This window comes from Oliverpabstia intestinalis, from assembly GCF_009696065.1.
Lineage (GTDB): Bacteria > Bacillota > Clostridia > Lachnospirales > Lachnospiraceae > Oliverpabstia > Oliverpabstia intestinalis.
In genome coordinates this window covers 50,937-72,567 of sequence record NZ_VUMS01000013.1, presented here as the reverse complement: position 1 = coordinate 72,567, position 21,631 = coordinate 50,937, and the positions used below count along the sequence as shown (strand labels likewise).

20 protein-coding genes and 7 tRNA genes are annotated in these 21,631 nt (G+C 44.8%); 1 reads left to right on the top strand and 26 read right to left on the bottom strand.

All coding sequences use genetic code 11. From position 1 onward, the window contains the following. Positions 1–91: 91 nt before the first annotated feature. The 4 genes from FYJ57_RS08470 to argC are packed head-to-tail and all read right to left on the bottom strand — an operon-like array spanning position 92 to position 4,517. Positions 92–1,285 carry an aspartate aminotransferase family protein gene (locus FYJ57_RS08470; RefSeq protein ID WP_154432333.1) on the bottom strand — a complete coding sequence of 398 codons (1,194 nt, stop codon included), beginning with the start codon at positions 1,283–1,285 and terminating at the stop codon, positions 92–94. Continuing rightward, positions 1,272–2,165, bottom strand: a complete 894-nt coding sequence (argB, locus tag FYJ57_RS08465) for an acetylglutamate kinase (RefSeq protein ID WP_022170975.1) — start codon at positions 2,163–2,165, stop codon at positions 1,272–1,274. The genes FYJ57_RS08470 and argB overlap by 14 nt, the downstream gene beginning before the upstream one ends. A 39-nt stretch (positions 2,166–2,204) precedes the next feature. Next, complete coding sequence (gene argJ / locus FYJ57_RS08460) at positions 2,205–3,428, bottom strand: bifunctional glutamate N-acetyltransferase/amino-acid acetyltransferase ArgJ (RefSeq protein ID WP_022170974.1); 1,224 nt, start codon at positions 3,426–3,428, stop codon at positions 2,205–2,207. Positions 3,429–3,476: 48 nt separating this feature from the next. Continuing rightward, positions 3,477–4,517 (bottom strand): N-acetyl-gamma-glutamyl-phosphate reductase, encoded by a 1,041-nt coding sequence (gene argC, locus FYJ57_RS08455; protein ID WP_154432332.1) that lies wholly within the window; start codon positions 4,515–4,517, stop codon positions 3,477–3,479. A gap of 321 nt (positions 4,518–4,838) precedes the next feature. On the opposite strand from argC, the gene FYJ57_RS08450 reads away from it, so the two are divergent. Beyond that, positions 4,839–6,065, top strand: a complete 1,227-nt coding sequence (locus FYJ57_RS08450; RefSeq protein ID WP_022170972.1) for an argininosuccinate synthase — start codon at positions 4,839–4,841, stop codon at positions 6,063–6,065. Between the two features lie 101 nt (positions 6,066–6,166). On the opposite strand, the gene FYJ57_RS08445 is transcribed toward FYJ57_RS08450, so the two are convergent. The 22 genes from FYJ57_RS08445 to FYJ57_RS08340 all read right to left on the bottom strand — a co-directional run bounded on the left by FYJ57_RS08445 (position 6,167) and on the right by FYJ57_RS08340 (position 21,592). Next, positions 6,167–8,593, bottom strand: coding sequence for a ribonucleoside triphosphate reductase (locus FYJ57_RS08445; protein ID WP_154432331.1), 2,427 nt, complete (start codon positions 8,591–8,593; stop codon positions 6,167–6,169). 258 nt (positions 8,594–8,851) lie between these two features. Beyond that, entirely contained in the window at positions 8,852–10,087 is a 1,236-nt protein-coding gene (gene hflX / locus FYJ57_RS08440) for a GTPase HflX (RefSeq protein WP_154432330.1), read from the bottom strand. 11 nt (positions 10,088–10,098) lie between these two features. Then, on the bottom strand, positions 10,099–11,133 hold the full coding sequence (locus tag FYJ57_RS08435) for a tetratricopeptide repeat protein (protein WP_022170969.1): 1,035 nt from the start codon (positions 11,131–11,133) through the stop codon (positions 10,099–10,101). Beyond that, positions 11,130–12,476, bottom strand: a complete 1,347-nt coding sequence (gene glmM, locus FYJ57_RS08430) for a phosphoglucosamine mutase (protein ID WP_022170968.1) — start codon at positions 12,474–12,476, stop codon at positions 11,130–11,132. The genes FYJ57_RS08435 and glmM overlap by 4 nt, the downstream gene beginning before the upstream one ends. Positions 12,477–12,512: 36 nt before the next feature. Next, positions 12,513–13,583, bottom strand: coding sequence for a peptide chain release factor 1 (gene prfA, locus FYJ57_RS08425; RefSeq protein ID WP_154432329.1), 1,071 nt, complete (start codon positions 13,581–13,583; stop codon positions 12,513–12,515). A 53-nt stretch (positions 13,584–13,636) separates the two neighbouring features. Then, a complete protein-coding gene (gene prmC, locus FYJ57_RS08420) occupies positions 13,637–14,494 on the bottom strand; it encodes a peptide chain release factor N(5)-glutamine methyltransferase (protein WP_154432328.1) in 858 nt (285 codons plus the stop codon). Further along, positions 14,491–15,438: a DUF1385 domain-containing protein gene (locus FYJ57_RS08415; protein ID WP_106492792.1), complete on the bottom strand. Its 948-nt coding sequence runs from the start codon at positions 15,436–15,438 to the stop codon at positions 14,491–14,493. Before FYJ57_RS08415 ends, prmC begins: the two co-directional genes overlap by 4 nt. Before the next feature lie 80 nt (positions 15,439–15,518). Beyond that, positions 15,519–15,722: a 50S ribosomal protein L31 gene (gene rpmE, locus FYJ57_RS08410; protein ID WP_022170964.1), complete on the bottom strand. Its 204-nt coding sequence runs from the start codon at positions 15,720–15,722 to the stop codon at positions 15,519–15,521. 101 nt (positions 15,723–15,823) lie between these two features. Further along, positions 15,824–17,128, bottom strand: coding sequence for a transcription termination factor Rho (rho, locus tag FYJ57_RS08405; protein ID WP_106492793.1), 1,305 nt, complete (start codon positions 17,126–17,128; stop codon positions 15,824–15,826). Then, positions 17,034–17,393 carry a hypothetical protein gene (locus tag FYJ57_RS08400; protein WP_154432327.1) on the bottom strand — a complete coding sequence of 120 codons (360 nt, stop codon included), beginning with the start codon at positions 17,391–17,393 and terminating at the stop codon, positions 17,034–17,036. The genes rho and FYJ57_RS08400 overlap by 95 nt, the downstream gene beginning before the upstream one ends. Before the next feature lie 92 nt (positions 17,394–17,485). Continuing rightward, positions 17,486–17,565 (bottom strand) — tRNA-Leu (locus FYJ57_RS08395). 56 nt (positions 17,566–17,621) lie between these two features. Continuing rightward, a tRNA-Lys gene (locus FYJ57_RS08390) sits at positions 17,622–17,694 on the bottom strand. Positions 17,695–17,699: 5 nt separating this feature from the next. Beyond that, positions 17,700–17,771: transfer RNA gene (locus tag FYJ57_RS08385), tRNA-Gln, on the bottom strand. Between the two features lie 18 nt (positions 17,772–17,789). Then, positions 17,790–17,863, bottom strand: a tRNA-His gene (locus tag FYJ57_RS08380). A 28-nt stretch (positions 17,864–17,891) separates the two neighbouring features. Continuing rightward, positions 17,892–17,965: transfer RNA gene (locus FYJ57_RS08375), tRNA-Arg, on the bottom strand. Between the two features lie 25 nt (positions 17,966–17,990). Continuing rightward, positions 17,991–18,061, bottom strand: a tRNA-Gly gene (locus tag FYJ57_RS08370). Between the two features lie 116 nt (positions 18,062–18,177). Then, positions 18,178–18,252 (bottom strand) — tRNA-Pro (locus FYJ57_RS08365). A 126-nt stretch (positions 18,253–18,378) separates the two neighbouring features. Further along, entirely contained in the window at positions 18,379–18,867 is a 489-nt protein-coding gene (locus FYJ57_RS08360) for a metallophosphoesterase family protein (protein WP_154432326.1), read from the bottom strand. Continuing rightward, positions 18,864–19,466, bottom strand: a complete 603-nt coding sequence (locus FYJ57_RS08355) for an XTP/dITP diphosphatase (RefSeq protein WP_154432325.1) — start codon at positions 19,464–19,466, stop codon at positions 18,864–18,866. The genes FYJ57_RS08360 and FYJ57_RS08355 overlap by 4 nt, the downstream gene beginning before the upstream one ends. Then, positions 19,463–20,623 carry a THUMP domain-containing class I SAM-dependent RNA methyltransferase gene (locus FYJ57_RS08350; RefSeq protein ID WP_118575558.1) on the bottom strand — a complete coding sequence of 387 codons (1,161 nt, stop codon included), beginning with the start codon at positions 20,621–20,623 and terminating at the stop codon, positions 19,463–19,465. Before FYJ57_RS08350 ends, FYJ57_RS08355 begins: the two co-directional genes overlap by 4 nt. Next, positions 20,620–21,162, bottom strand: a complete 543-nt coding sequence (yfcE, locus tag FYJ57_RS08345; protein ID WP_106492796.1) for a phosphodiesterase — start codon at positions 21,160–21,162, stop codon at positions 20,620–20,622. Before yfcE ends, FYJ57_RS08350 begins: the two co-directional genes overlap by 4 nt. A gap of 121 nt (positions 21,163–21,283) precedes the next feature. Next, the gene (locus tag FYJ57_RS08340; protein ID WP_328597452.1) at positions 21,284–21,592 is read right to left on the bottom strand and encodes a rhodanese-like domain-containing protein; all 309 of its coding nucleotides are present in this window, start codon (positions 21,590–21,592) and stop codon (positions 21,284–21,286) included. Positions 21,593–21,631: the final 39 nt, after the last annotated feature.

Genomic DNA, 21,631 nt, shown 5'->3' with positions numbered 1-21,631 from the left:
TTAATAATAAAGAGCATGTCCGGACTGCTTTCTAATCCGGGCATGCTCTAGTATGTGCACATGTTCTGTTTTTATACCCAAAATCACTATCTTAAACAAGTGCTTTTTCCAGTTTTTCGATCATCTCGTCGATATCTGCTTCCGTAATCACAAGCGGAGGTACCATACGAAGCACGTTCGTCCCTGCGGAAATAACCAGCAGACCGTTTTCAATTGCTTTCGTAACCACTTCTCCTACCGGTTTTCCTTCCAGTACCAGTCCCTGCATCAGACCTTTTCCACGTCTTGTGGTAATAAAATCATATTTTTCCACCAACTGATCCAGTTTTTTCTCCAGATACGGTGCAACTTTATTGACATGCTCCACAATTTTTTCAGATTCAAACAAGTCAAATACTTTACTGACTGCCGCACATGCCAGAGGGTTGCCACCGTATGTGGTTCCGTGGTCGCCAGGTACTAAAGATGCGTTGGCTGTCTTTTCATTCAGGACAAAGGCTCCTACCGGAACACCGCAGCCCAGGGCTTTCGCGCAGGTCATAACATCTGGCTGTACGCCGTAAGCCTGGCAGGCAAACATGTTTCCGGTACGTCCCATACCGCACTGGATCTCATCGAGGATCAGCAGAATATCGTGCTCATCGCACAGTTTCCGTACGCCCTGAAGGAATTCCGGTTCTGCCGGATAGATACCGCCCTCACCCTGTACGGTTTCCATGATGATCGCACAGGTCTTGTCGGTAATCTGTGCTTTCACGCTTTCAAGATCATTGAAATCTGCAAATTTGATTCCTCCGATCAGTGGTTTGAATGGATCCTGATAGTGGGTATTACCGGTTACGGATAAGGCTCCCAGACTTCTTCCATGGAAAGAATGGTTCATCGCGATGATCTCATGATCGTTGGAGCCATCTTTCAGGTAAGCGTATTTTCTTGCTACTTTGATCGCACCCTCAATGGCCTCAGTTCCGCTGTTTGTGAAAAACACTTTGGAAAGTCCGGTTGCTTTTACCAGTTTCTCTGCTGCTTCCATCATTGGTACATTGTAATACAGGTTGGAGGTATGGATCACTTTATCGATCTGATCCTTCAGTGCCTGATTGTATGCCTGATTATTGTATCCCAGGGCAAATACAGCGATTCCTGCTGCAAAGTCCAGATATTCTTTACCATCTACGTCATACAGATGGACACCGTTTCCTTTGTCCAGAACGATCTGGAAACGATTATAGGTATGCAGAATGACTTCTTCTGCCCGATCGATATATTCTTTACTGTACGTCATAATCTTTGATCTCATCCTTTCTCAGAATTGCGGTTCCGATTCCTTTATTTGTAAAGATTTCCAGCAGCAGACAGTGCGGGATTCTTCCGTCCAGAATATGTACTCTTGAAACACCTTCTTCGATCGCATCGATGCAGTTTTGTAATTTCGGGATCATGCCACCGCCTACATTGCCGTTATCGATCAGTTCTTTTGCTTCTTTTACAAATAATTTGGACAGCAGGGTGGACGGATCATTCGGATCCAGATATACGCCTTCGATATCGGTCAGGAATGCCAGTTTTTCTGCATGGACTGCCTTCGCGATCGCACATGCCGCATCGTCTGCATTGATATTGTAAGTATCAAAGTTTTTATCCAGACCAATCGGACAGATAATTGGAAGAAAATCCTTTTCCAGCAGATCTTCGATGATCTTCGGATTCACGGAAGTTACATTTCCCACATATCCGATATCTTCCCCGTTGGAATATTTCTTTTCTACATTTAACAGGGCACCGTCCTTTCCGCTGATACCCACTGCCTTTACACCGAGAGATTCTACCAGTGTTACCAGTTCTTTGTTGACTTTGCCAAGAACCATCTCTGCAACTTCCATGGTATCTTTATCGGTTACGCGAAGACCGTTGACAAATCTTGGTTCCATACCGACTTTTCCTACCCAGCGGCTTATCTCTTTTCCACCACCGTGTACAATGATCGGCTTGAATCCTACCAGTTTCAGAAGTACCACATCCTGGATGACCTGACGTTTCAGATTTTCATCCACCATTGCGCTTCCGCCGTATTTTACCACAATAATTTTCCGGTTAAACCGCTGAATATAAGGCAGTGCTTCGATTAACACCTGTGCTTTTTCCAGATATTCTGTCTTTACCATTTTCTTTTGTTCTCCTCTTTCTGGTTCTTGTATATCTATTTATGAACGATAGTCCGCGTTGATCTTTACATAATCATAGGTCAGATCGCAGCCCCATGCGGTAGCTGTCGCCTCTCCCATCTTCACATCTGCAATCGCTGTTACTTCTTTTTCGGAAAGAATCTTTGTCGCTTCCTCTTCACTGTAATCGGTCGCTACACCGTCTTTGATGATCTGCAGTTTTCCTGCTTTACTCTCAAAATACAGATCTACTTTTTCCGGATCAAACTGTGCCCCGGAGTATCCCATCGCACACAGGATTCGTCCCCAGTTCGCATCATGACCAAAGATGGCTGCCTTGGTCAGATTGGAAGTGATGATAGATTTACTTAAAGTTACCGCCTGTTCTTTGCTCTCAGCGCCAACTACTTTTACTTCAAATAATGCGGTTGCTCCCTCTCCGTCTCCGGCAATTTTCTTTGCCAGACAGGTATTGACATAGAGCAGCGCATCCAGGAAGGTCTGATAGTCTTCATTTTCTTCTGTAAGCTCATCATTGCCTGCAGCTCCGTTTGCCAGAAGCAGTACGGTGTCGTTTGTGGAGGTATCTCCGTCTACCGAAACCATATTATAAGTATCTTTTACCACGGTACTCAGTGCTTTCTGCAGCAGTTCCTTGGAAATTGCCACATCGGTGGTCAGAAAACCAAGCATCGTACACATATTCGGATGGATCATACCGGATCCCTTGCACATACCGCCAAGTGTTACGGTCTTTCCTCCGATCTCCATGGTCACTGCCACTTCTTTCGATACGGTATCTGTGGTCATGATTGACTGTGCTGCCAGTTTTCCTGCCTCTCTTGTATGAGATAACAGCGGTACCAGATTCTTTATGCCTGCACCCAGAAGATCCATCGGAAGCTGTTTCCCGATGACACCGGTGGATGCCACCAGTACAGAATCTTCCGGAATCTGTAGGCTTTCAGCTGCGATCTTTGCGGTTTCTTTGCAGTAACCATATCCCTCTTCACCGGTACATGCATTTGCCACACCACTGTTGCATACGATTGCCTGTGCTGTCGGTGCATCGTATACAATATGCTGATCCCATTTTACCGGGGCTGCCTTCACCACATTAGTTGTGAAAGTTCCTGCTGCCACACACGGTTTCTCGCTGTATACCAGTGCCATATCTTTTGTATTTCCTTTTTTGATCCCGGCTGCCAGTCCTGCTGCCTGAAATCCTTCTGCTGCGGTAACTCCGCCGTCAATAATCTTCATCATGTCAACTCTCCTTTGAGACTCTTTCGTTCTGTAGTTTTTTCTCTCCTACGGGAACATTGGAACCAGTTCAAGTCCTTCACTCTCTTTCAACCCAAACATCAGGTTCATGTTTTGTACGGCCTGTCCAGCCGCTCCTTTTACCAGGTTATCAATGGCTCCCATCATGATGATCCGGTTGGTTCTCGGATCTATCTTGAAGTTTACATCCACATAGTTGCTGCCTTCCACCCATTTTGTCTGCGGGCAGACATCTTTTTCCAGTACACGGACGAATTTTTCATCTGCGTAATATTTATCATAAATTGCCTTTACCTCTTCATACGTCACATCTTTTTTCAGGCTTGCATAGGCCGTTGCCAGAATCCCACGGTTCATCGGTACCAGATGCGGAGTGAAGTTGATCGTGATCTTTTCGCCGCATGCATAACCCAGCTGTTCTTCAATCTCCGGGGTATGACGGTGGGTCGCCACACCATACGCTTTCATATTTTCATTGACTTCGCAGAACAGATTGTCCACTTTCGCACCGCGTCCTGCACCGGAGGTACCGGATTTTGCATCTACGATAATCGTGTTCGGATCGATGATGCCTTCTTTTACCAGCGGATAGCAAGTCAGGATACTGCAGGTTGTATAGCATCCCGGATTGGCTACCAGACGGGCTTTCTTTACATCCTCACGGTTGATCTCACACAGTCCGTACACAGCTTCTTCGATAAACTGCGGTGATTTGTGCTCCAGTTTGTACCATTCTTCATATACCTTTACATCTTTGATACGGAAATCCGCACTCAGATCGATGATCTTTACTTTCGAAAGAATCTCTTCATTGACTAAAGATGCACACAGCCCCTGCGGCGTTGCTGTGAAAATCACATCCACCTGATCTGCCAGGACTTCCATATTATCATCCATGCAGTTTGCATCTACCAGCTGGAAGAAGTTCTGATAAATGGACGCATATTTTTTATCAATGTAACTTCTCGATCCGTACCACTTGATTTCCACATCCTTATGCCCCAGAAGAATACGAACCAGTTCCGACCCTGCATATCCGGTTGCTCCAACAATACCAACTTTAATCATTTCTTCAATCTCCTCTTTCTTTCATAACGTTAATTTATTCTACTCTCTTCCACTGCCAAAGTAAAGTGCCTGAGATGAGATCTTTCTTTTTTCTCTTTACAGTTGCATAATTATACAACATCAGTGAATAATATGCAAGTTTTTTTATTTTTTTCCATTTCTCTCTTGCTTTTTCTATTTATATGATGTATATTATGCCTTGTGAGATTCATCTGAATTTGATTTTGTCCCGATAAGATATACAATCAAATGCATAAAAATACATTGTATACCGATTAACAGGACTGAACAATAACATATATCTGTAAGGAGGATATTATAATGAAAGAAAAAGTAATCTTAGCGTATTCCGGCGGACTGGATACTACCGCACTGATCCCGTGGTTAAAAGAAACTTTTGATTATGAAGTTATCTGCTGCTGTGTAAACTGTGGTCAGGGTGCCGAACTGGACGGGCTGGATAAGAGAGCTGCCATGTCCGGTGCTTCTAAATTATATATCGAAGATATCGTAGACGAGTTCTGTGATGAATATATCGTGCCTTGTGTACAGGCAGGTGCCGTATACGAACACAAATATCTGCTTGGTACTTCCATGGCTCGTCCGGCTATCGCCAAACGTTTGGTGGAAATTGCCAGAAAAGAAGGTGCTACCGCGATCTGCCACGGTGCTACCGGTAAAGGAAATGACCAGATCCGTTTTGAACTGGGCATCAAAGCACTGGCTCCTGATCTGAAAATTATCGCTCCATGGCGTATGACTGATGTATGGACTATGCAGTCCCGTGAAGACGAGCTGGAATTCGTAAAACAGCACGGCATCGACCTGCCATTCGATGCAAAACACAGCTACAGCCGTGACCGTAACCTGTGGCACATCAGCCATGAAGGTCTGGAACTGGAAGATCCGGCAAATGAGCCAAACTACAAAGATCTGCTGGTTCTCGGTGTTTCCCCGGAAGATGCTCCGGATCAGCCGGAATATGTAACCATGACGTTTGAAGCCGGTGTTCCGAAAACACTGAACGGAAAAGCAATGAAAGTTTCTGAGATCATCACCGAGCTGAATGCACTGGGTGGAAAACATGGTATCGGTATCATCGATATCGTAGAAAACCGTGTCGTTGGTATGAAATCTCGTGGTGTATACGAAACTCCTGGCGGAACTATCCTGATGGAAGCTCACGATCAGTTGGAAGAACTGATTCTGGATCGTGAAACCATGGAAACTAAGAAAAAACTGGGCAGCCAGTTCGCACAGGTTGTATATGAAGGAAAATGGTTCACACCACTGCGTGAAGCGATCCAGGCTTTCGTAGAATCCACACAGAAATATGTAACCGGTGAAGTAAAATTCAAACTGTACAAAGGCAACATCATCAAAGCCGGTACAACTTCTCCATATAGCCTGTACAACGAGTCTCTGGCATCCTTCACAACCGGTGATATGTATGATCACCACGATGCTGACGGATTCATCACTCTGTTCGGACTTCCACTGAAGGTTCGTGCACTGATGATGCAGGAAGTAAAAAACAATAATAAATAATGCAAAACAGTTATCCCCGGCAGAATGATTTCTGCCGGGGATTTTTTATATCTTTGTCTGTGGTTTTCAGGATTTTCTCGTTACCACGCTTATTTCTATTTTTACTCGTTCTCTTCCACATACTTCTGAATATTCGAAGCATTTACATATTTCTTTGTCTCTTCTCCTTCGATGACTACCAGTGTCGGTGCCTGCATGATGCCGTATCTTGATACCAGTTCCGGGTTTTTCTCGGCATCGATCAGCTGATACTCTTCTTCCGCTTCTGCAAGCATCTGTTTCGCAATCTTACAGTTCGGACAGGTATTTGTGGTGAACAGATATTTCACACTGTCCGGATGCTGGATCTTCACATCGTCTTTTGTCATAGTTACCATCGTTCTGGTAGGATGTTTTCCGCCCATCACCGGCCGCTCCTCTTTCACTGCTTCCACCGGTTTTTCTGCCGGTGCACCGGAGTGAAGGATATCATACACGGTTCTGTTCTTGTATTCCTGCGCTTTTCCGTCATTCCAGTTCTGTACCGGACGGTAATATCCTGTAATTCGACTGTAGACCTCTGCCTTCTTGCCACAGGTCGGACAAGTGAAATGTTCTCCCGCAATATAACCATGTTCTTTACATACCGAATAAGTCGGTGACAGGGTATAATAAGGCAGACGATAATTTTCTGCAATCTTTCTTACCAGTGTGGCTGCTGCCTTCCAGTCCGGAAGTTTTTCTCCCAGAAACGCATGAAAGACCGTACCGGACGTATACAGGGTCTGCAGTTCATCCTGCACATCCAATGCATCAAAGATATCAGAAGTATAGTCTACCGGCAGGTGAGAGCTGTTGGTATAGTACGGGGTATCTCCTTCATGACCTGCAGTAATAATATCCGGATAATGTTTCTTATCATGTTTTGCCAGACGATATGCGGTGGATTCTGCCGGTGTTGCTTCCAGGTTATACAGTTCTCCGTATTCTTCCTGATAATCGGACAACCGTTCTCTCATATGATTCAGAACATTTTTTGTAAACTTCTGTGTCTTCTCATCAGCCATGTCTGCACGAAGCCATCTTGCATTCAGTCCTGCTTCATTCATTCCAACCAGACCGATGGTGGAAAAATGATTGTCAAAGCTTCCCAGATAGCGCTTGGTATACGGATACAGCCCCTCATCCAGCAGTTTTCCGATCACTTCTCTCTTGATATGCAGGGAACGTGCGGAAATATCCATCAGGCGGTCCAGACGCTGATAAAATTCATCCTCATCCTGAGACAGATAAGCGATCCGCGGCATATTGATGGTTACCACGCCCACAGAACCGGTGCTTTCGCCGGAACCGAAGTATCCTCCGGTCTTTTTACGCAGTTCTCGCAGATCCAGACGCAGACGACAGCACATACTTCTTACATCGCTTGGCTGCATATCGCTGTTAATATAGTTGGAAAAATACGGAGTTCCGTATTTGGATGTCATCTCAAAGAGCAGACGGTTGTTTTCTGTATCGGACCAGTCAAATTCTTTTGTGATGGAGTAAGTCGGAATCGGATACTGGAAGCCTCTGCCATTGGCATCTCCTTCGATCATGGTCTCGATAAACGCCTTGTTGACCATATCCATCTCCTGTTTACAGTCTTTATACTTAAAGTCCATCTCTTTTCCGCCAACGATTGCCGGAAGTTCTGCCAGATCATCCGGTACAGTCCAGTCCAGTGTGATATTGGAAAATGGAGCCTGTGTTCCCCAGCGACTTGGTGTGTTCACACCATAGATAAAGGCTTCGATACATTTTTTCACTTCCGGATAAGTCAGATGGTCTGTCTTTACGAAAGGTGCCAGATAAGTATCAAAAGAAGAAAATGCCTGTGCACCTGCCCATTCATTCTGCATGATGCCAAGGAAATTGACCATCTGGTTACACAGAACACTCAGGTGTTTCGCCGGAGCAGAAGTAATCTTGCCTTCTATTCCTCCTAATCCTTCTTTAATCAGCTGTTTTAATGACCAGCCGGCACAATATCCGGTAAGCATGGAAAGATCGTGAATATGGATATCTGCATTTCGGTGCGCATCTGCAATCTCTTTGTCATAGATTTCAGACAACCAGTAATTTGCCGTTACTGCTCCGGAATTGCTTAAGATCAGTCCGCCTACGGAATAGGTAACCGTAGAATTTTCTTTTACACGCCAGTCTTCTACTTTCACATAACTGTTTACGATTTCTTTATAATCCAGGATCGTGGACTTCATATTTCTTACTTTTTCTCTCTGCTTGCGATACAGGATATAGGCTTTCGCCACCTCAGAATATCCGCACTGGATCAGCACATTTTCCACGCTGTCCTGAATATCCTCCACAGATACCTGATCTTTTTTTATCTTTTTCTGGAAATCTGCGGTTACCCGTAGTCCCAGCATCTCCATCATATCCGGTGTATACTGTTTTTCCTGTGCCTGGAAAGCTTTCTCGATCGCCTGGGTAATCTTACTCAGCTGAAATGCTGCAACTTCTCCATCACGTTTTATCACATTAAACATTATTCCATCCTCTTTTCCTGTTGCTTTTACAGGCTGTATTTTATACGTTCACCTGCTTTTTGACCCTCTCGCAATTATTCCTTTACGGATGTGTCGATTACTATAGTAGCAAACCAATTATCCTCTGTCAATACAAAAAACTACCATATATTGTGTCTCAATTTCTACTCGTACAATATATGGTATGAATGTTATGTAACCTTATAAAGAGGGAAAAGCACCTTACTATAAGGGTTTGCCCTCTTTTTTCTTCTTTTCTCAGATCTGACTGTAAACCTCCATCGGAACATAAGCCTTCACAGAAATTCCTTCTGCCAGAAATTCTTCCTGCACCACCTGTCCATATTTTCGGATCCTGGCAATACTTCCTGCCTGATCATACGGAACCAGACGTTCAATATAAATCTGTCCTTCCCGCAAAACATCCGCAAGAAGTTCTTTCAGTTCCTCAAGTCCCTGTCCATTCTTTGCCGAAATCTGAAGTACATGATCGGCCTGAAAATCTCTCAGCTGTTCTTTATCCGTACACAGGTCCTGTTTGTTAAACAGAGTGATCATTTTCTTATCCGACACCCCCAGCTGGCGCAATGTATCATAAACTACCTGCATATGTTCATCCATCTGGGGATTGGAAGCGTCTACCACATGGAGGATCATATCTGCATATTTGGCTTCCTCCAATGTACTTTTAAAGGCCTCGATCAGATGATGCGGCAGTTTTCGAATAAATCCTACCGTATCTGTCAGAAGAATCTGCTGTTTGCCCGGAAGATCCAGCGCCCTTGTCGTTGGATCCAGCGTGGCAAATAACTGGTTTTCCTCCAGAACCCCTGCCTGCGTCATTGTATTGAGCAGTGTGGATTTTCCTGCGTTAGTATATCCCACGATTGCCGCCACCTTCACCTGACTCTTATCCCGCTGGCTGCGAATCAGTTCCCTGTGCTTCTGCACCTGCTCCAGCTGTTCTTTCAGCTGACCGATCCGGCTGTGGATCAGTCGACGGTCCATCTCCAGCTTTTTCTCACCCGGGCCACGGGTACCAATGCCACCTCCGAGACGGGACAGCGAGGCACGCATACCGACCAGTCTTGCCGCCCGGTACTTTAATTGTGCAAGTTCTACCTGGATCTTTCCTTCGCTGGTCTTTGCACGCTGCGCAAAGATGTCCAGAATCACCATGGTTCTGTCCATCACCTTACATTCCAGTTCCTGCTCCAGATTATTTAGCTGTGCCGGTGAGAGTTCATCATCACAGATCACACCAGTGGCATCCAAATCATACAACAACTCTTTCAGTTCTTCCAGCTTTCCTTTTCCCAGATAGGTTGCCGGATGAATGGTCTCTCTGCTTTGCATGATCGTCCCAACAGTTACGGCCCCGGCTGTCTCAGCCAGTTCTCTCAGTTCATATAAAGATTGTACGGTATCATCAGACTCATATGTCTGTACGCCTGCCAGAATCACCCGTTCCAGCTGTTCCCCCATCTCATACATGCTTTTTCCTCCTATCTTGTAGAAAGAAACTCGTTCTCCCGAAGAGCCGCCTCATCTTCCGGATACTGTTCCAGATATATCTTCATCTTTTCTTTTGCTGTAGCAAAATCCCGTTTATATTCATAGGCCACAATTTCATTATAAAGCAGACCCTGTTCGTCCTCTTTGGAATTTTCCTTCAGACCCTGTGCGATATTCTCCAGTGCGCTATCATATGCACCATCATAAATATCACACATTGCCAGTCCGTTATAGGCCTTGGCACCCTGCTCACTCTTTTGCAGATATTCCTGATACATGGATCTGGCACTTGCCGGATCTTCCATCTCCAGATATACCCGACCCAAAAGCAGCATGGCATCCTCATATCCCTGTTCCATCGCTGTTTTCAATTCATCTCTGGCTGCCTCATAATTTTTTTCATATTCGTAGATTCTTCCTCTGTGATAGCAATCTTCTCCGTCCTGAGGTTCTAACTCCAGAGCCATCTTCAGATAGGCATCACCATCTACTGCCTTGTTGTGATCCACATAAATCTGATAAATATTGATATACAGATTATAATCTTCACAGCCTTCCAGTGCTCTCTGAAAGTCTTTTTCGGCATTTTTATAATCTTCCATGGAAATATATGCCTTTCCTCTCAGAAAGAATGCCTGTTCGTCTTCCCCGGCCTTCAGTATCTCGCTGTACACTTCAATCGCTTTATCTACCTCGCCATAATCCATGCGTGCCTGGGCAAGATAAAACTGTACATCTTTTTTAAATTCCTTATCCGGATCATCCATATTGTTCAGACTTCGCGAAAAAGCAGCAATCGCCTCCGGATAGGCCTTTTCTGAATAATAGGCAATTCCTTCTGCCCGGTAACTTTCTGCCAGTCTGCTGTTTTGATCGATTACCTGCTGAAATTCGTTTACTGCAGTAGTGTAATCTTTTTTTTCCATAGCCGCCCAGCCGCTTTCATAATGTTGTGCCGCATTATTTTTCCCACAGCCGCAGAACACCATCAGCGCACATCCAACCGCCAGTACCTCTTTTCTCATGACAAAATCAGTCCCTCTTTGTCCATCACTTCAATCACGCGCTGTACCATTTCACGACAGATCGCATCTTTTTTCGCTTCTACCATAACACGAATGACCGGTTCAGTGCCACTCTCCCGCACAAGAATTCTTCCGTCTTCTCCTAATTCTTTCTCCACCGAGGCAACTGCCTTCTTTACTTCTTCGTTGTTTCTTGCAGCTGTTTTATTGGCAACACGAACATTTTCCAGAAGCTGAGGATAAATGGAAACTTCTGATGCAAGAGTATTTAATAACTGTTTTTTTTCAATAATAACTTCCATCAGCATCAAAGATGTCAGGATGCCATCTCCGGTAGTAGCATGTTTGCTGAAAATAATATGTCCGGACTGTTCACCGCCGAGACTGTGTCCGTTTGCCATCATGTTTTCACAGACATATTTATCTCCTACTGCTGTTTTTTCGTACCGGATACCTTCCCTGTCACAGGCTTTATAAAGACCAAGGTTGGACATAATCGTAGTGACGATCGTATTATTTTCCAGTTTTCCGGTCTCTTTCATATATTTTCCACAGATATACAGGATCAGATCTCCGTCGACTACATTTCCCAGATGATCCACAGCGATACACCGATCCGCATCTCCGTCATATGCAAATCCCACATCCAGATGTTTTTCTTTGACAAATTGCTGCAGCACTTCGATATGTGTTGATCCGCAGTTCGTATTGATGTTCGTTCCATCCGGCTCATTATTGATGACATAGGTTTTTGCTCCCAGTGCATCAAACACACTCTTGGCTACCGAGGAAGCACTTCCATTAGAACAGTCCAGTCCTACTCTGTAGTTTTTGAACGAACGGGTAGGAATGGAAATCAGATAACCGATGTACCGGTTTCGTCCGGCCGCAAAATCCACCGTCCGACCAATCTTTTCTTTTGTTGCAAACGGAATCTTCGGAACATCATCATCAATATATCCTTCAATCATGGCTTCCACTTCCGCATCCATCTTTTGCCCGTTTCCGCCAATGATCTTGATGCCGTTATCATAAAATGGATTGTGACTGGCAGAAATCATAATTCCACAGTCAAAATTTTCCGTCCGCACTACATAGGAAACGCTTGGTGTGGTGGTTACATGAAGCAGATACGCATCCGCACCGGAAGCAGTCAGTCCTGCAACCAGAGAATACTCAAACATGTAGCTGCTTCTTCTTGTATCTTTTCCGATCACAATCTGTGCTTTGTGTTCTCTTCCGTAATACCATCCAAGGAATCTTCCTACTTTATAAGCATGTTCCACAGTCAGATCCACATTCGCTTCTCCACGAAAACCATCGGTACCAAAATATTTTCCCATGATGTTTCCTCCGATCCTTTTATTTACATATTTTGTTTATTGGTTCATTTTTGCCAGCTTGGCTGTCTGGTCTGCTGCGATCAGGCTGTCAATGATCTCATCAAGATCACCATTTAAGATTGTATCCAGACGATGCAGGGTCAGTTTGATTCTGTGATCTGTCACACGGCCCTGCGGAAAGTTATAGGTACGAATCTTCTCGGAACGGTCTCCCGTACCTACCTGGCTTCTTCTTGCTTCCGCTTCTTCGTCATGACGTTTCTGTAACTCCATATCATACAGACGGGAGCGCAGAACACGCAGTGCCTTATCTCTGTTTTTGAGCTGTGATTTTTCATCCTGGCAGGAAATTACAATACCGGTCGGGATATGAGTCAGACGTACCGCGGAGTCTGTGGTGTTGACACACTGTCCACCGTTACCGGATGCACGGAATACATCAAACTTACAGTCATTCAGATCCAGCTGGAAATCAATTTCTTCTGCTTCCGGCATGATTGCTACAGTAATCGTAGAAGTATGGATACGTCCACCGGACTCTGTCTCCGGTACACGCTGTACACGGTGCACACCACTTTCGTACTTCAGACGGGAATATGCTCCCGCACCATTGATCATAAAAGTAACTTCCTTGAAACCGCCGATCCCGTTTTCATTCAGAGACATCAGCTCGGTTTTCCATCTGCGGGACTCTGCATATTTTACATACATACGATAGATTTCAGCGGCAAATAAAGCAGCCTCGTCACCACCGGCGCCGGCGCGTATCTCAACGATAACATTTTTACTGTCATTCGGATCTTTAGGCAACAACAGGATCTTCAGTTCTGTCTCCAGTTCTTCAATTCTGTTTTTTGCATCTGCCAGCTCTTCTTTCAGCATCTCACGCATCTCTTCGTCAGATTCTTCATCCAGCATCATCAGACTCTCTTCCACCGTCTGCTGACACGCTTTATATTCTTTGTATGCATCCACAATTGGCTGCAGTTCGCTCTGTTCCTTCATCAGCTTCTGAAAACGTGCAGGATCATTTGCAACTCCCGGCTCGTTTAATTCACTTAAAATTTCTTCCAGACGAACCAGCAGATCTTCTAATTTATCAAACATTTCTCTTCCTCCTGGTATATTTCGTAACTGTTCAGTACCTTCACAGTTACGATTCAAAATTCATTCCAATTATTGTTTTTCTGTCCAATGGCTACCCGGTCAAGTCCTGCCAGATCTTTGATGATCTTTACCTGTCCATAGCCGGCTTCTGTCATCATCTCTTTCAGTGCCTCTCCCTGATCATATCCGATCTCAAAGCAGAGCCATCCTCCCTGTTCCAGATATTCACCTGCCTGCGCCACAATCTCCCGGTAAAAATATAACCCGTCTTCCATTCCGTCAAGTGCCAATATCGGCTCATGCTCCCGTACCTCCGGCATCAGTCCCTCCAGTTCTTTCGTGGCAATATACGGTGGATTCGACACGATCACATCATAAACTCCCTCAACATCCGAAAACAGATCACTCTCTCTGAAATCCGCTGTGAGTCCCATCCTGTTTCTGTTTGCAATTGCAACCTGCAGTGCATCTTTGGAAATATCTACACCTGTTGCCGCGCTGATCCTGCCCTTACATTCTTCCAGCAAGCTCAGCAAAATACAGCCGCTTCCGGTACATACATCTAATAACCGACATCCCGGCATAATATGTTTTATTGTCTCCTCCACCAGAACTTCCGTATCAAATCGTGGAATCAGCACACTGGAATTAACCAGAAATTCATACCCCATAAACCAGGCTTTTCCGGTCAGATATTGTACCGGAATCCGTTTTGCCCGGTCCCGGATCATCTCTTCATATCTTTTTTGTACATCCAGGTCTATTTTATCAGTTCCGTGAAGAAAATAATAGCTTTTTTCTATTCCGAAGACTTCTTCCATCAACATCCATGCATCCTGTCCGCTGTCCGGTACTTCGGCTTTCTCCAGTGTTTCGCTTCCCCATGAAAGCAATTGTCTCAATGTACTCATGACTTTTCTCCGTATTGTTCCGGAAAGTTTTCTTTCAGATAACTTCTCCAGTCAAATACCGCTTCTACCGCTGCGATAGCAACCTCTGCCATCTCCGGTTCCGGCTCTCTCGTTGTCAGATGCTGTAACATCAGCCCCGGTTTACTCAACAATGCTACAATTTTGTTATCACTTTTTCCTGCCAGCCGGATAATCTCATAAGATACTCCGGCGATAACCGGCATCAGAAGCAGACGGATCACTACCCGCAGTACCGGTGAAGACACCCGGATAAACAAAAAGAAAATAATGCTGACGATCATGACAAACAGCAAAAAGCTGGTTCCGCAGCGTTTATGTTCTCTGGAACTTTTCATTACATTTTCCACATTCAGTTCCAGTCCGTGTTCCACACAGTTAATACACTTATGTTCCGCTCCGTGATACATAAATACTCTCTGAATATCTTTCATTCTGGAAATCAGCACCAGATAACCGAGAAACAGAATCATGCGTACACATGCTTCTGCAACAGCGATCACGCCTTCGGACGTCGTCACATTCCGAAGAAAGCCTGCCAGAAAATACGGCAGCATGATAAACAGGGCTATGGAAAATATCACAGAAAATGTCATTGTCCCATACATCAGCCATTTTTCTTCTTTTTCTTTCTGTTCTTCTGTCTTTTCTTTCCCTGGTTTCTTCGCATCCTCTTCTTCGTCCTCAATAAAACTTGCCGAATACATCAGACACCGGATCCCCACAACCAAAGATTCAAAAAAAGAAGCCACACCCCGGAAAACAGGCAGTTTCCAAATGCTACTGTCTTTTGCCCAGCTCCTGTATGGCTCCACCTTCACCTCGATCTCACCGTCCGGTTTTCTGACACCAATGGAATACTGATCTCCACTGCGCATCATGATACCTTCCATGACAGCCTGACCACCTATATTTGAAGATTTCATCGTTTCTCCCTTACATTCCTATAGAGAAAAACAGGTTGAGATTTGTAAAAACCTCAACCCGCTTGTCTTTTCTTATTGTCTTATGCGTTAATACCGTATTTTTTGTTGAACTTATCAATACGTCCACGAGCTGCAGCAGCTTTCTGCTGACCTGTGTAGAATGGATGACATTTGGAGCAGATTTCTACGTGGATATCTTTCTTTGTAGAACCTGTTACAAATGTGTTACCACAGTTGCAGGTTACTGTTGCCTGATAATAATCTGGATGGATTCCTTCTCTCATTTCTTTCACCTCTTCCAATTTTCTTATATATATTTTACTATTTTCTCAAATTTAAACAGCTTGTAAAGTATAACATATGCTCTATAAAAAAGCAAGTGCTTTTAGATAAATTTCTGATTCTTTACCTGATTTACCAGTTCCTGATTGTTTCTGGTTTTTGTAAACATGTTCAGTATGTTCTCCACCGCCTCATCTGCTTTCATACCATTCAACGCTTTTCGCATGATATAGACAGCTTCCTGTTCATCCTGACTCAGTAAAAGATCCTCTCTTCTTGTTCCGGATTTTGCAATATCAATGGCCGGGAACACTCTCTTTTCCTGCAGTTTCCGATCCAGTACCAGCTCCATATTGCCAGTGCCCTTAAATTCTTCATATACCACATCATCCATCTTACTTCCGGTATCCACAAGTGCTGTGGCAAGGATAGTAAGGCTTCCGCCCTCTCTCATATTTCTTGCCGCACCGAAGAATCGTTTCGGCATATGCAGAGCTGCCGGATCAAGACCACCGGAAAGTGTTCTTCCGCTTGGTGGAACAGTCAGATTGTATGCCCTTGCCAGTCGTGTGATACTGTCAATAAAGATTGTAACGTCTTTTTTATGTTCTACCAGACGTTTTGCTCGTTCAATAGTCATCTCAGACACCCGTTTGTGATGTTCCGGCTGCTCATCAAACGTAGAATAGATGACTTCCACGTTATCCCCGCGAATCGCTTCCCTGATATCCGTTACTTCCTCCGGGCGTTCATCAATCAGAAGAATGATCAGATGCATATCCGGGCTGTTTCGAAGAATGGACTGTGCAGCCTCTTTCAACAGGGTCGTTTTACCTGCCTTCGGCGGAGATACGATCATACCTCTCTGACCTTTTCCGATTGGACTGATCAGATCTACGATCCGCATCGCCATACTTCCGCCAGGGCGTTCCAGACGAAGACGGGAATCCGGAAAGATCGGGGTCATATCTTCAAAGCTATATCGTTTCGTATTTTCATTCGGTGACATACCGTTGATAGAAGTCACATACAGCAGTGCTCCAAACTTTTCATTTTCTTTTCTTACTCTTGTACTTCCCCGTACAATATCTCCCGTTTTCAGATTAAAGCGGCGGATCTGTGAAGGGGATACATACACATCATTCTCACCCGGCATATAATTATCACTGCGGATGAATCCATAACCGTCAGCAAGCACTTCCAGAATACCGTTTGCCTCGATTCCACTGTCCAGCTGTCCAAATTCTGCTTTTTTATCCTCGATCTGTTTTTCCTGCTCTTTCGCATCCTCCTCCAGCATCCGCTGTACCAGTTCATCTTTTCTCAGAGCAGAGATTCCTTTCAGTCCTCTTGCTTTGGCTACTTCCCGAAGCTCTCCTGCTGATAATGATTCGTATTTTTCTCTCATCGCATGATTCCTTTCTATATGTCTGATCTGACACCTGAGATGGTTCTAGCCTACCATCGTGTCTGTGGTTTGTCAACTTATGCCTCTGCTTTACCCTGGAAAATTTCCCCAGAAATAATGCAGGCGGATATTCTTCCCCTTCTCTGATCGTTTTTGTCTGAAAATCACTACACGGACACATCTCGATTCCCATGTCCTGGTATGCTGCCGGATATACTGCTGCACCCCCTGCAAGATCCACCAGCCATTTTCTTTCTTTTATCATACAATGGCCTCCTTTTTCATTTTTCTATCATGTTTTATTATCCGGGAAATCAATGAGAATCTAAGATATGAACATCAGCAATTTCTATAAAATGCGGTTAGTGGGACTCGAACCCACACGGTTGCCCACTGGCACCTAAAACCAGCGCGTCTGCCAATTCCGCCATAACCGCCTGTGTATGTGTTCTGCACAGAAAACGAAAAAAGGACAAGCACTAGGCTTGTCCGATGAGACATCGGGGATTCGAACCCCGGACAACTTGATTAAAAGTCAAGTGCTCTACCAACTGAGCTAATATCCCATAACCTGGGCTAGGCAGATTCGAACTGCCGAATGCAGGAGTCAAAGTCCTGTGCCTTACCGCTTGGCGATAGCCCAACGTACGCCTTACGGCAGGGTGGATACAGGGATTCGAACCCTGGGCCTCCAGAGCCACAATCTGGCGCGCTAACCAACTGCGCTATACCCACCATACCTTTCCTCTTTAGAGAAAAGAAACGTGCTTGGAGGGATTCGAACCCCCGACCCACGGCTTAGAAGGCCGTTGCTCTATCCAACTGAGCTACAAACACGTACTCATCAGATATGTCTGATGGAAGCGGGTGATGGGAATCGAACCCACGTATCCAGCTTGGAAGGCTGGTGTTCTACCATTGAACTACACCCGCATAGGAATTATTTAGTTGTTAAACGAGACAAAATACACTTCGCAGATTTTACTCGTCATCGCGACACTCGTTAAGTCCTCATGCAAGCACAGACTTTTACTTGTTGTTCGCGTAAGTCGGGGTGACAGGATTCGAACCTGCGACCTCCTGGTCCCAAACCAGGCGCTCTAGCCAAGCTGAGCCACACCCCGTTTTGTTCCTCGTGTTGAGCTCTCTCGCTCAGCACAAGGAGTATTATAGTGTATAGTTTGCTAAAAGTCAACACCTTTTTTTGAATTTTTTTAATTTTTTTTATTTTCCTGATTTTTCCTTATTTTTCAGGATTTCTCGAGGTATCTGTGTTCGTAATGTGCCTTTCCCTGTTCATCAATTTGCATAACAAGATAACTCGGTTTTCGTCCCGGCTGGCGCGGGTAAGAAAGACTGCCCGGATTTAAAACTGTCAGATCCTCCTCTTCGTCCAGGTAAGGATAATGGGTATGTCCAAACATTACAACCTGTACCTGACGACTCCTGGCTTCTTCTTCCAGCTGACAGGTACTTAACGAAACACCGTGCATATGTCCATGTGTTACCATAATGCGATAATTTTCCAGACTGAATACTTCTTCCTTTGGCAAATCGCTGAAAAAATCGTTATTTCCTCTCACAAAGAAACAGGGACATTCTACAGCCTCCGGGATATAATCCTCTGATCCTTCCAGATCTCCGCAGTGGATCAGCGCATCAATCGGCCATTCCCGCTGCAGGACACGCATCAGATTTTCGTCATGTCCGTGTGTATCACTGACTACCAAAATCTTCATTCTGCATTCACACTTTCTTTCAGAATCTCCCTCATCTTTTCCAGGGCTTTTCCTCTGTGACTTACTGCATTCTTCTGTTCTTCCGATAGTTCAGCTGTTGTACAGCCGAATTCCGGTACATAAAAGATAGGATCATAACCAAATCCGTTCTCACCACGTTCTTCATATCCGATCCGGCCTTCGATCACACCCTCGGTTGTCTTTATGGTTCCATCCGGAAATGCTGCTGCAATTGCACAGACAAAGCGTGCCGTTCTTTTTTCATCCGGTACACCTGTCAGCCGTTCGATCAGATTGATATTTTTTACCCTGTAAGAGGTATCTTCTCCCATATATCTTGCGGAATAAATTCCAGGCTCTTTATTGAGATAGTCAATTTCCAGTCCGGAATCGTCTGCCAGCACCAGTTCTCCGGTCAGTTCCATGATCGTTTTTGCCTTGATGATGGCATTTTCCTCAAAGGTTTTTCCATCTTCCACAATATCCGCTTCGATCCCTGCCTGTTTCATGGACAGGATCTCTACCGGAAGATCTGCCAGAATCTCCCGGATTTCCCGCATTTTATTCTGATTGCCTGTGGCAAATATCAAACGTTTCATCGTGTCTCTCCCTCTCTGCGTTTCGGTGGTTTTGGTCCAAGGAACTGATAGTAATAGGTCCGGATCATACCGTTATAAATTTTCCGGTTCTTATCTGCTTTTCTTCCAATATAGCGTTCTGCATCCTGGTAACTGGTGATCAGATACATCGACCAGGCATCCAGTTTTTCATATACCTCACCGATCTGACGATACAGTCCGGGAAGCATCTCTTTTTCTTCAAGACGTTCGCCGTACGGCGGATTGGTAATTATAAATCCATATTTTTTCGGATGACGCAGTTTCTCCACTTCTCTCTGCTGAAAATGAATCAGATGATCCACGCCTGCTGCCACTGCATTTTCTCTTGCATTTTTTACCACTTCCGGATCGATATCGTATCCCTGCAGATCCAGACTTTCTTCCATATGTACCAGATCCTGCGCTTCTTCCAGCGCATTATACCAGTGTTTGCGCGGAATCAGGTTCGTCCAGTCTTCTGCCAGAAAGGAACGGTTCATACCTGGCGCAATATTACATGCCATCATCGCAGCTTCGATCGGGAAGGTTCCGCTTCCACAGAAAGGATCCACCAGGATCCGGTCTTTCTTCCACGGAGTCAACATGATCAGTGCCGCTGCAAGCGTCTCGGAGATCGGTGCTTTTGACTGTAATTTCCGATATCCTCGCTTATGAAGAGATACCCCTGTTGTGTCAATTCCCACGGTTACGATATCTTTCATCAGCGATACGCGCACCGGATAGCTGACACCATCTTCTTCAAAATGCTCTCTGTGATATTTCTGCTTCATCCGTTCTACCATGGCTTTTTTCATGATTGACTGGATATCAGAAGGACTGAAAAGTTTGCTTTTGATCGAAGAAGCTTTTTTCACCCAGAACTTTCCGTTTTCCGGGATATATTCTTCCCACGGGAGAGCTTTCGTTTTCTCAAACAGCTCATCATAGGTACACGCCTTAAATTCTCCTGCTTTTAACAGAACTCTCTCTGCGGTTCGAAGAAACATATTGGCATAAGCCACCGCTTCCTCATCTCCCCAGAAACTTACCTTTCCATCTTCTACCTTGCTGATCTCATAACCAAGATCCAGGATTTCTCTTTTTAATACTGCTTCCAGTCCGAAGTGACAGGGGGCAATCAGTTCAAATTGTCTCATAAATCATATTCCTTTATTATTTCTTCATCGAATGTTTTGATGGTGAATCGACTGTTTTCCAGTATTGCATAGGTAGGCGGATTCCCTTCCTTCGGAATCGACACGGAACCCGGATTCAGGATCGTGATATCCCCTACTTTTTCCGCCCTGAGTACATGAGTATGCCCATGCATGAAAATATCGCCCGGTTTTAACGGTGGCAGATTATGTTCGTTATAAATATGCCCATGGCTCATATAGAATGTTTTCCCGTCAATTTCCATCCAGCCATAATCTGCCAGTACCGGAAATTCCAGTACCATCTGGTCCACTTCCGCATCACAGTTTCCTCTCACATTATAGATCCGGTTCTTTTCTTTATTCAGCATCCGAATCACTTCTTTTGGTGCATATTCCTTGGGAAGATCATTTCGCGGACCATGATACAACAGGTCCCCCAGCAGAATCAGACGATCTGCCTGCTCTTTTTCCAGAGCTTCCATCATTTTTCTGCAATACCAGGCAGATCCATGAATATCTGAGGCAATCATATATTTCATTGACTTTTCTCCTTTGTCAGAGGACGGCAGTACCGTCCTCTTTTTCTACATTTTAAAATTTACATAGTAACTGTTCAGTACCCTCACAGTTACGTTTACATTATGCTTTATTCTACTATGATTATTCGGAAAACACAAGATTTCTTCCTTTATATTCTGTAATTCCTCCTGCCACGGAAAGGGCACAGTATCCCTGTCGTATCATCTCCCGGACTGCCGCCATGCTGGTAGCTCCCCGTTCACAGTACACCACAATCTCTTTTTCTCCCGGCAGATCCCACTCCTTTCCAGGTTCATAAGGGATGTTCACTGCGTATCGGATATGTGATCTGCGGTATTCTTCCCCGGAACGTACATCAACGATCCAGACCCCCGGATAACGGGCTACGTACTGGTCCAGCTTTCGTGGAGAGACCAGAGGTATATCCACAACCAAACTCCTTTTTTCTTATCTTATGCACACGTTCCA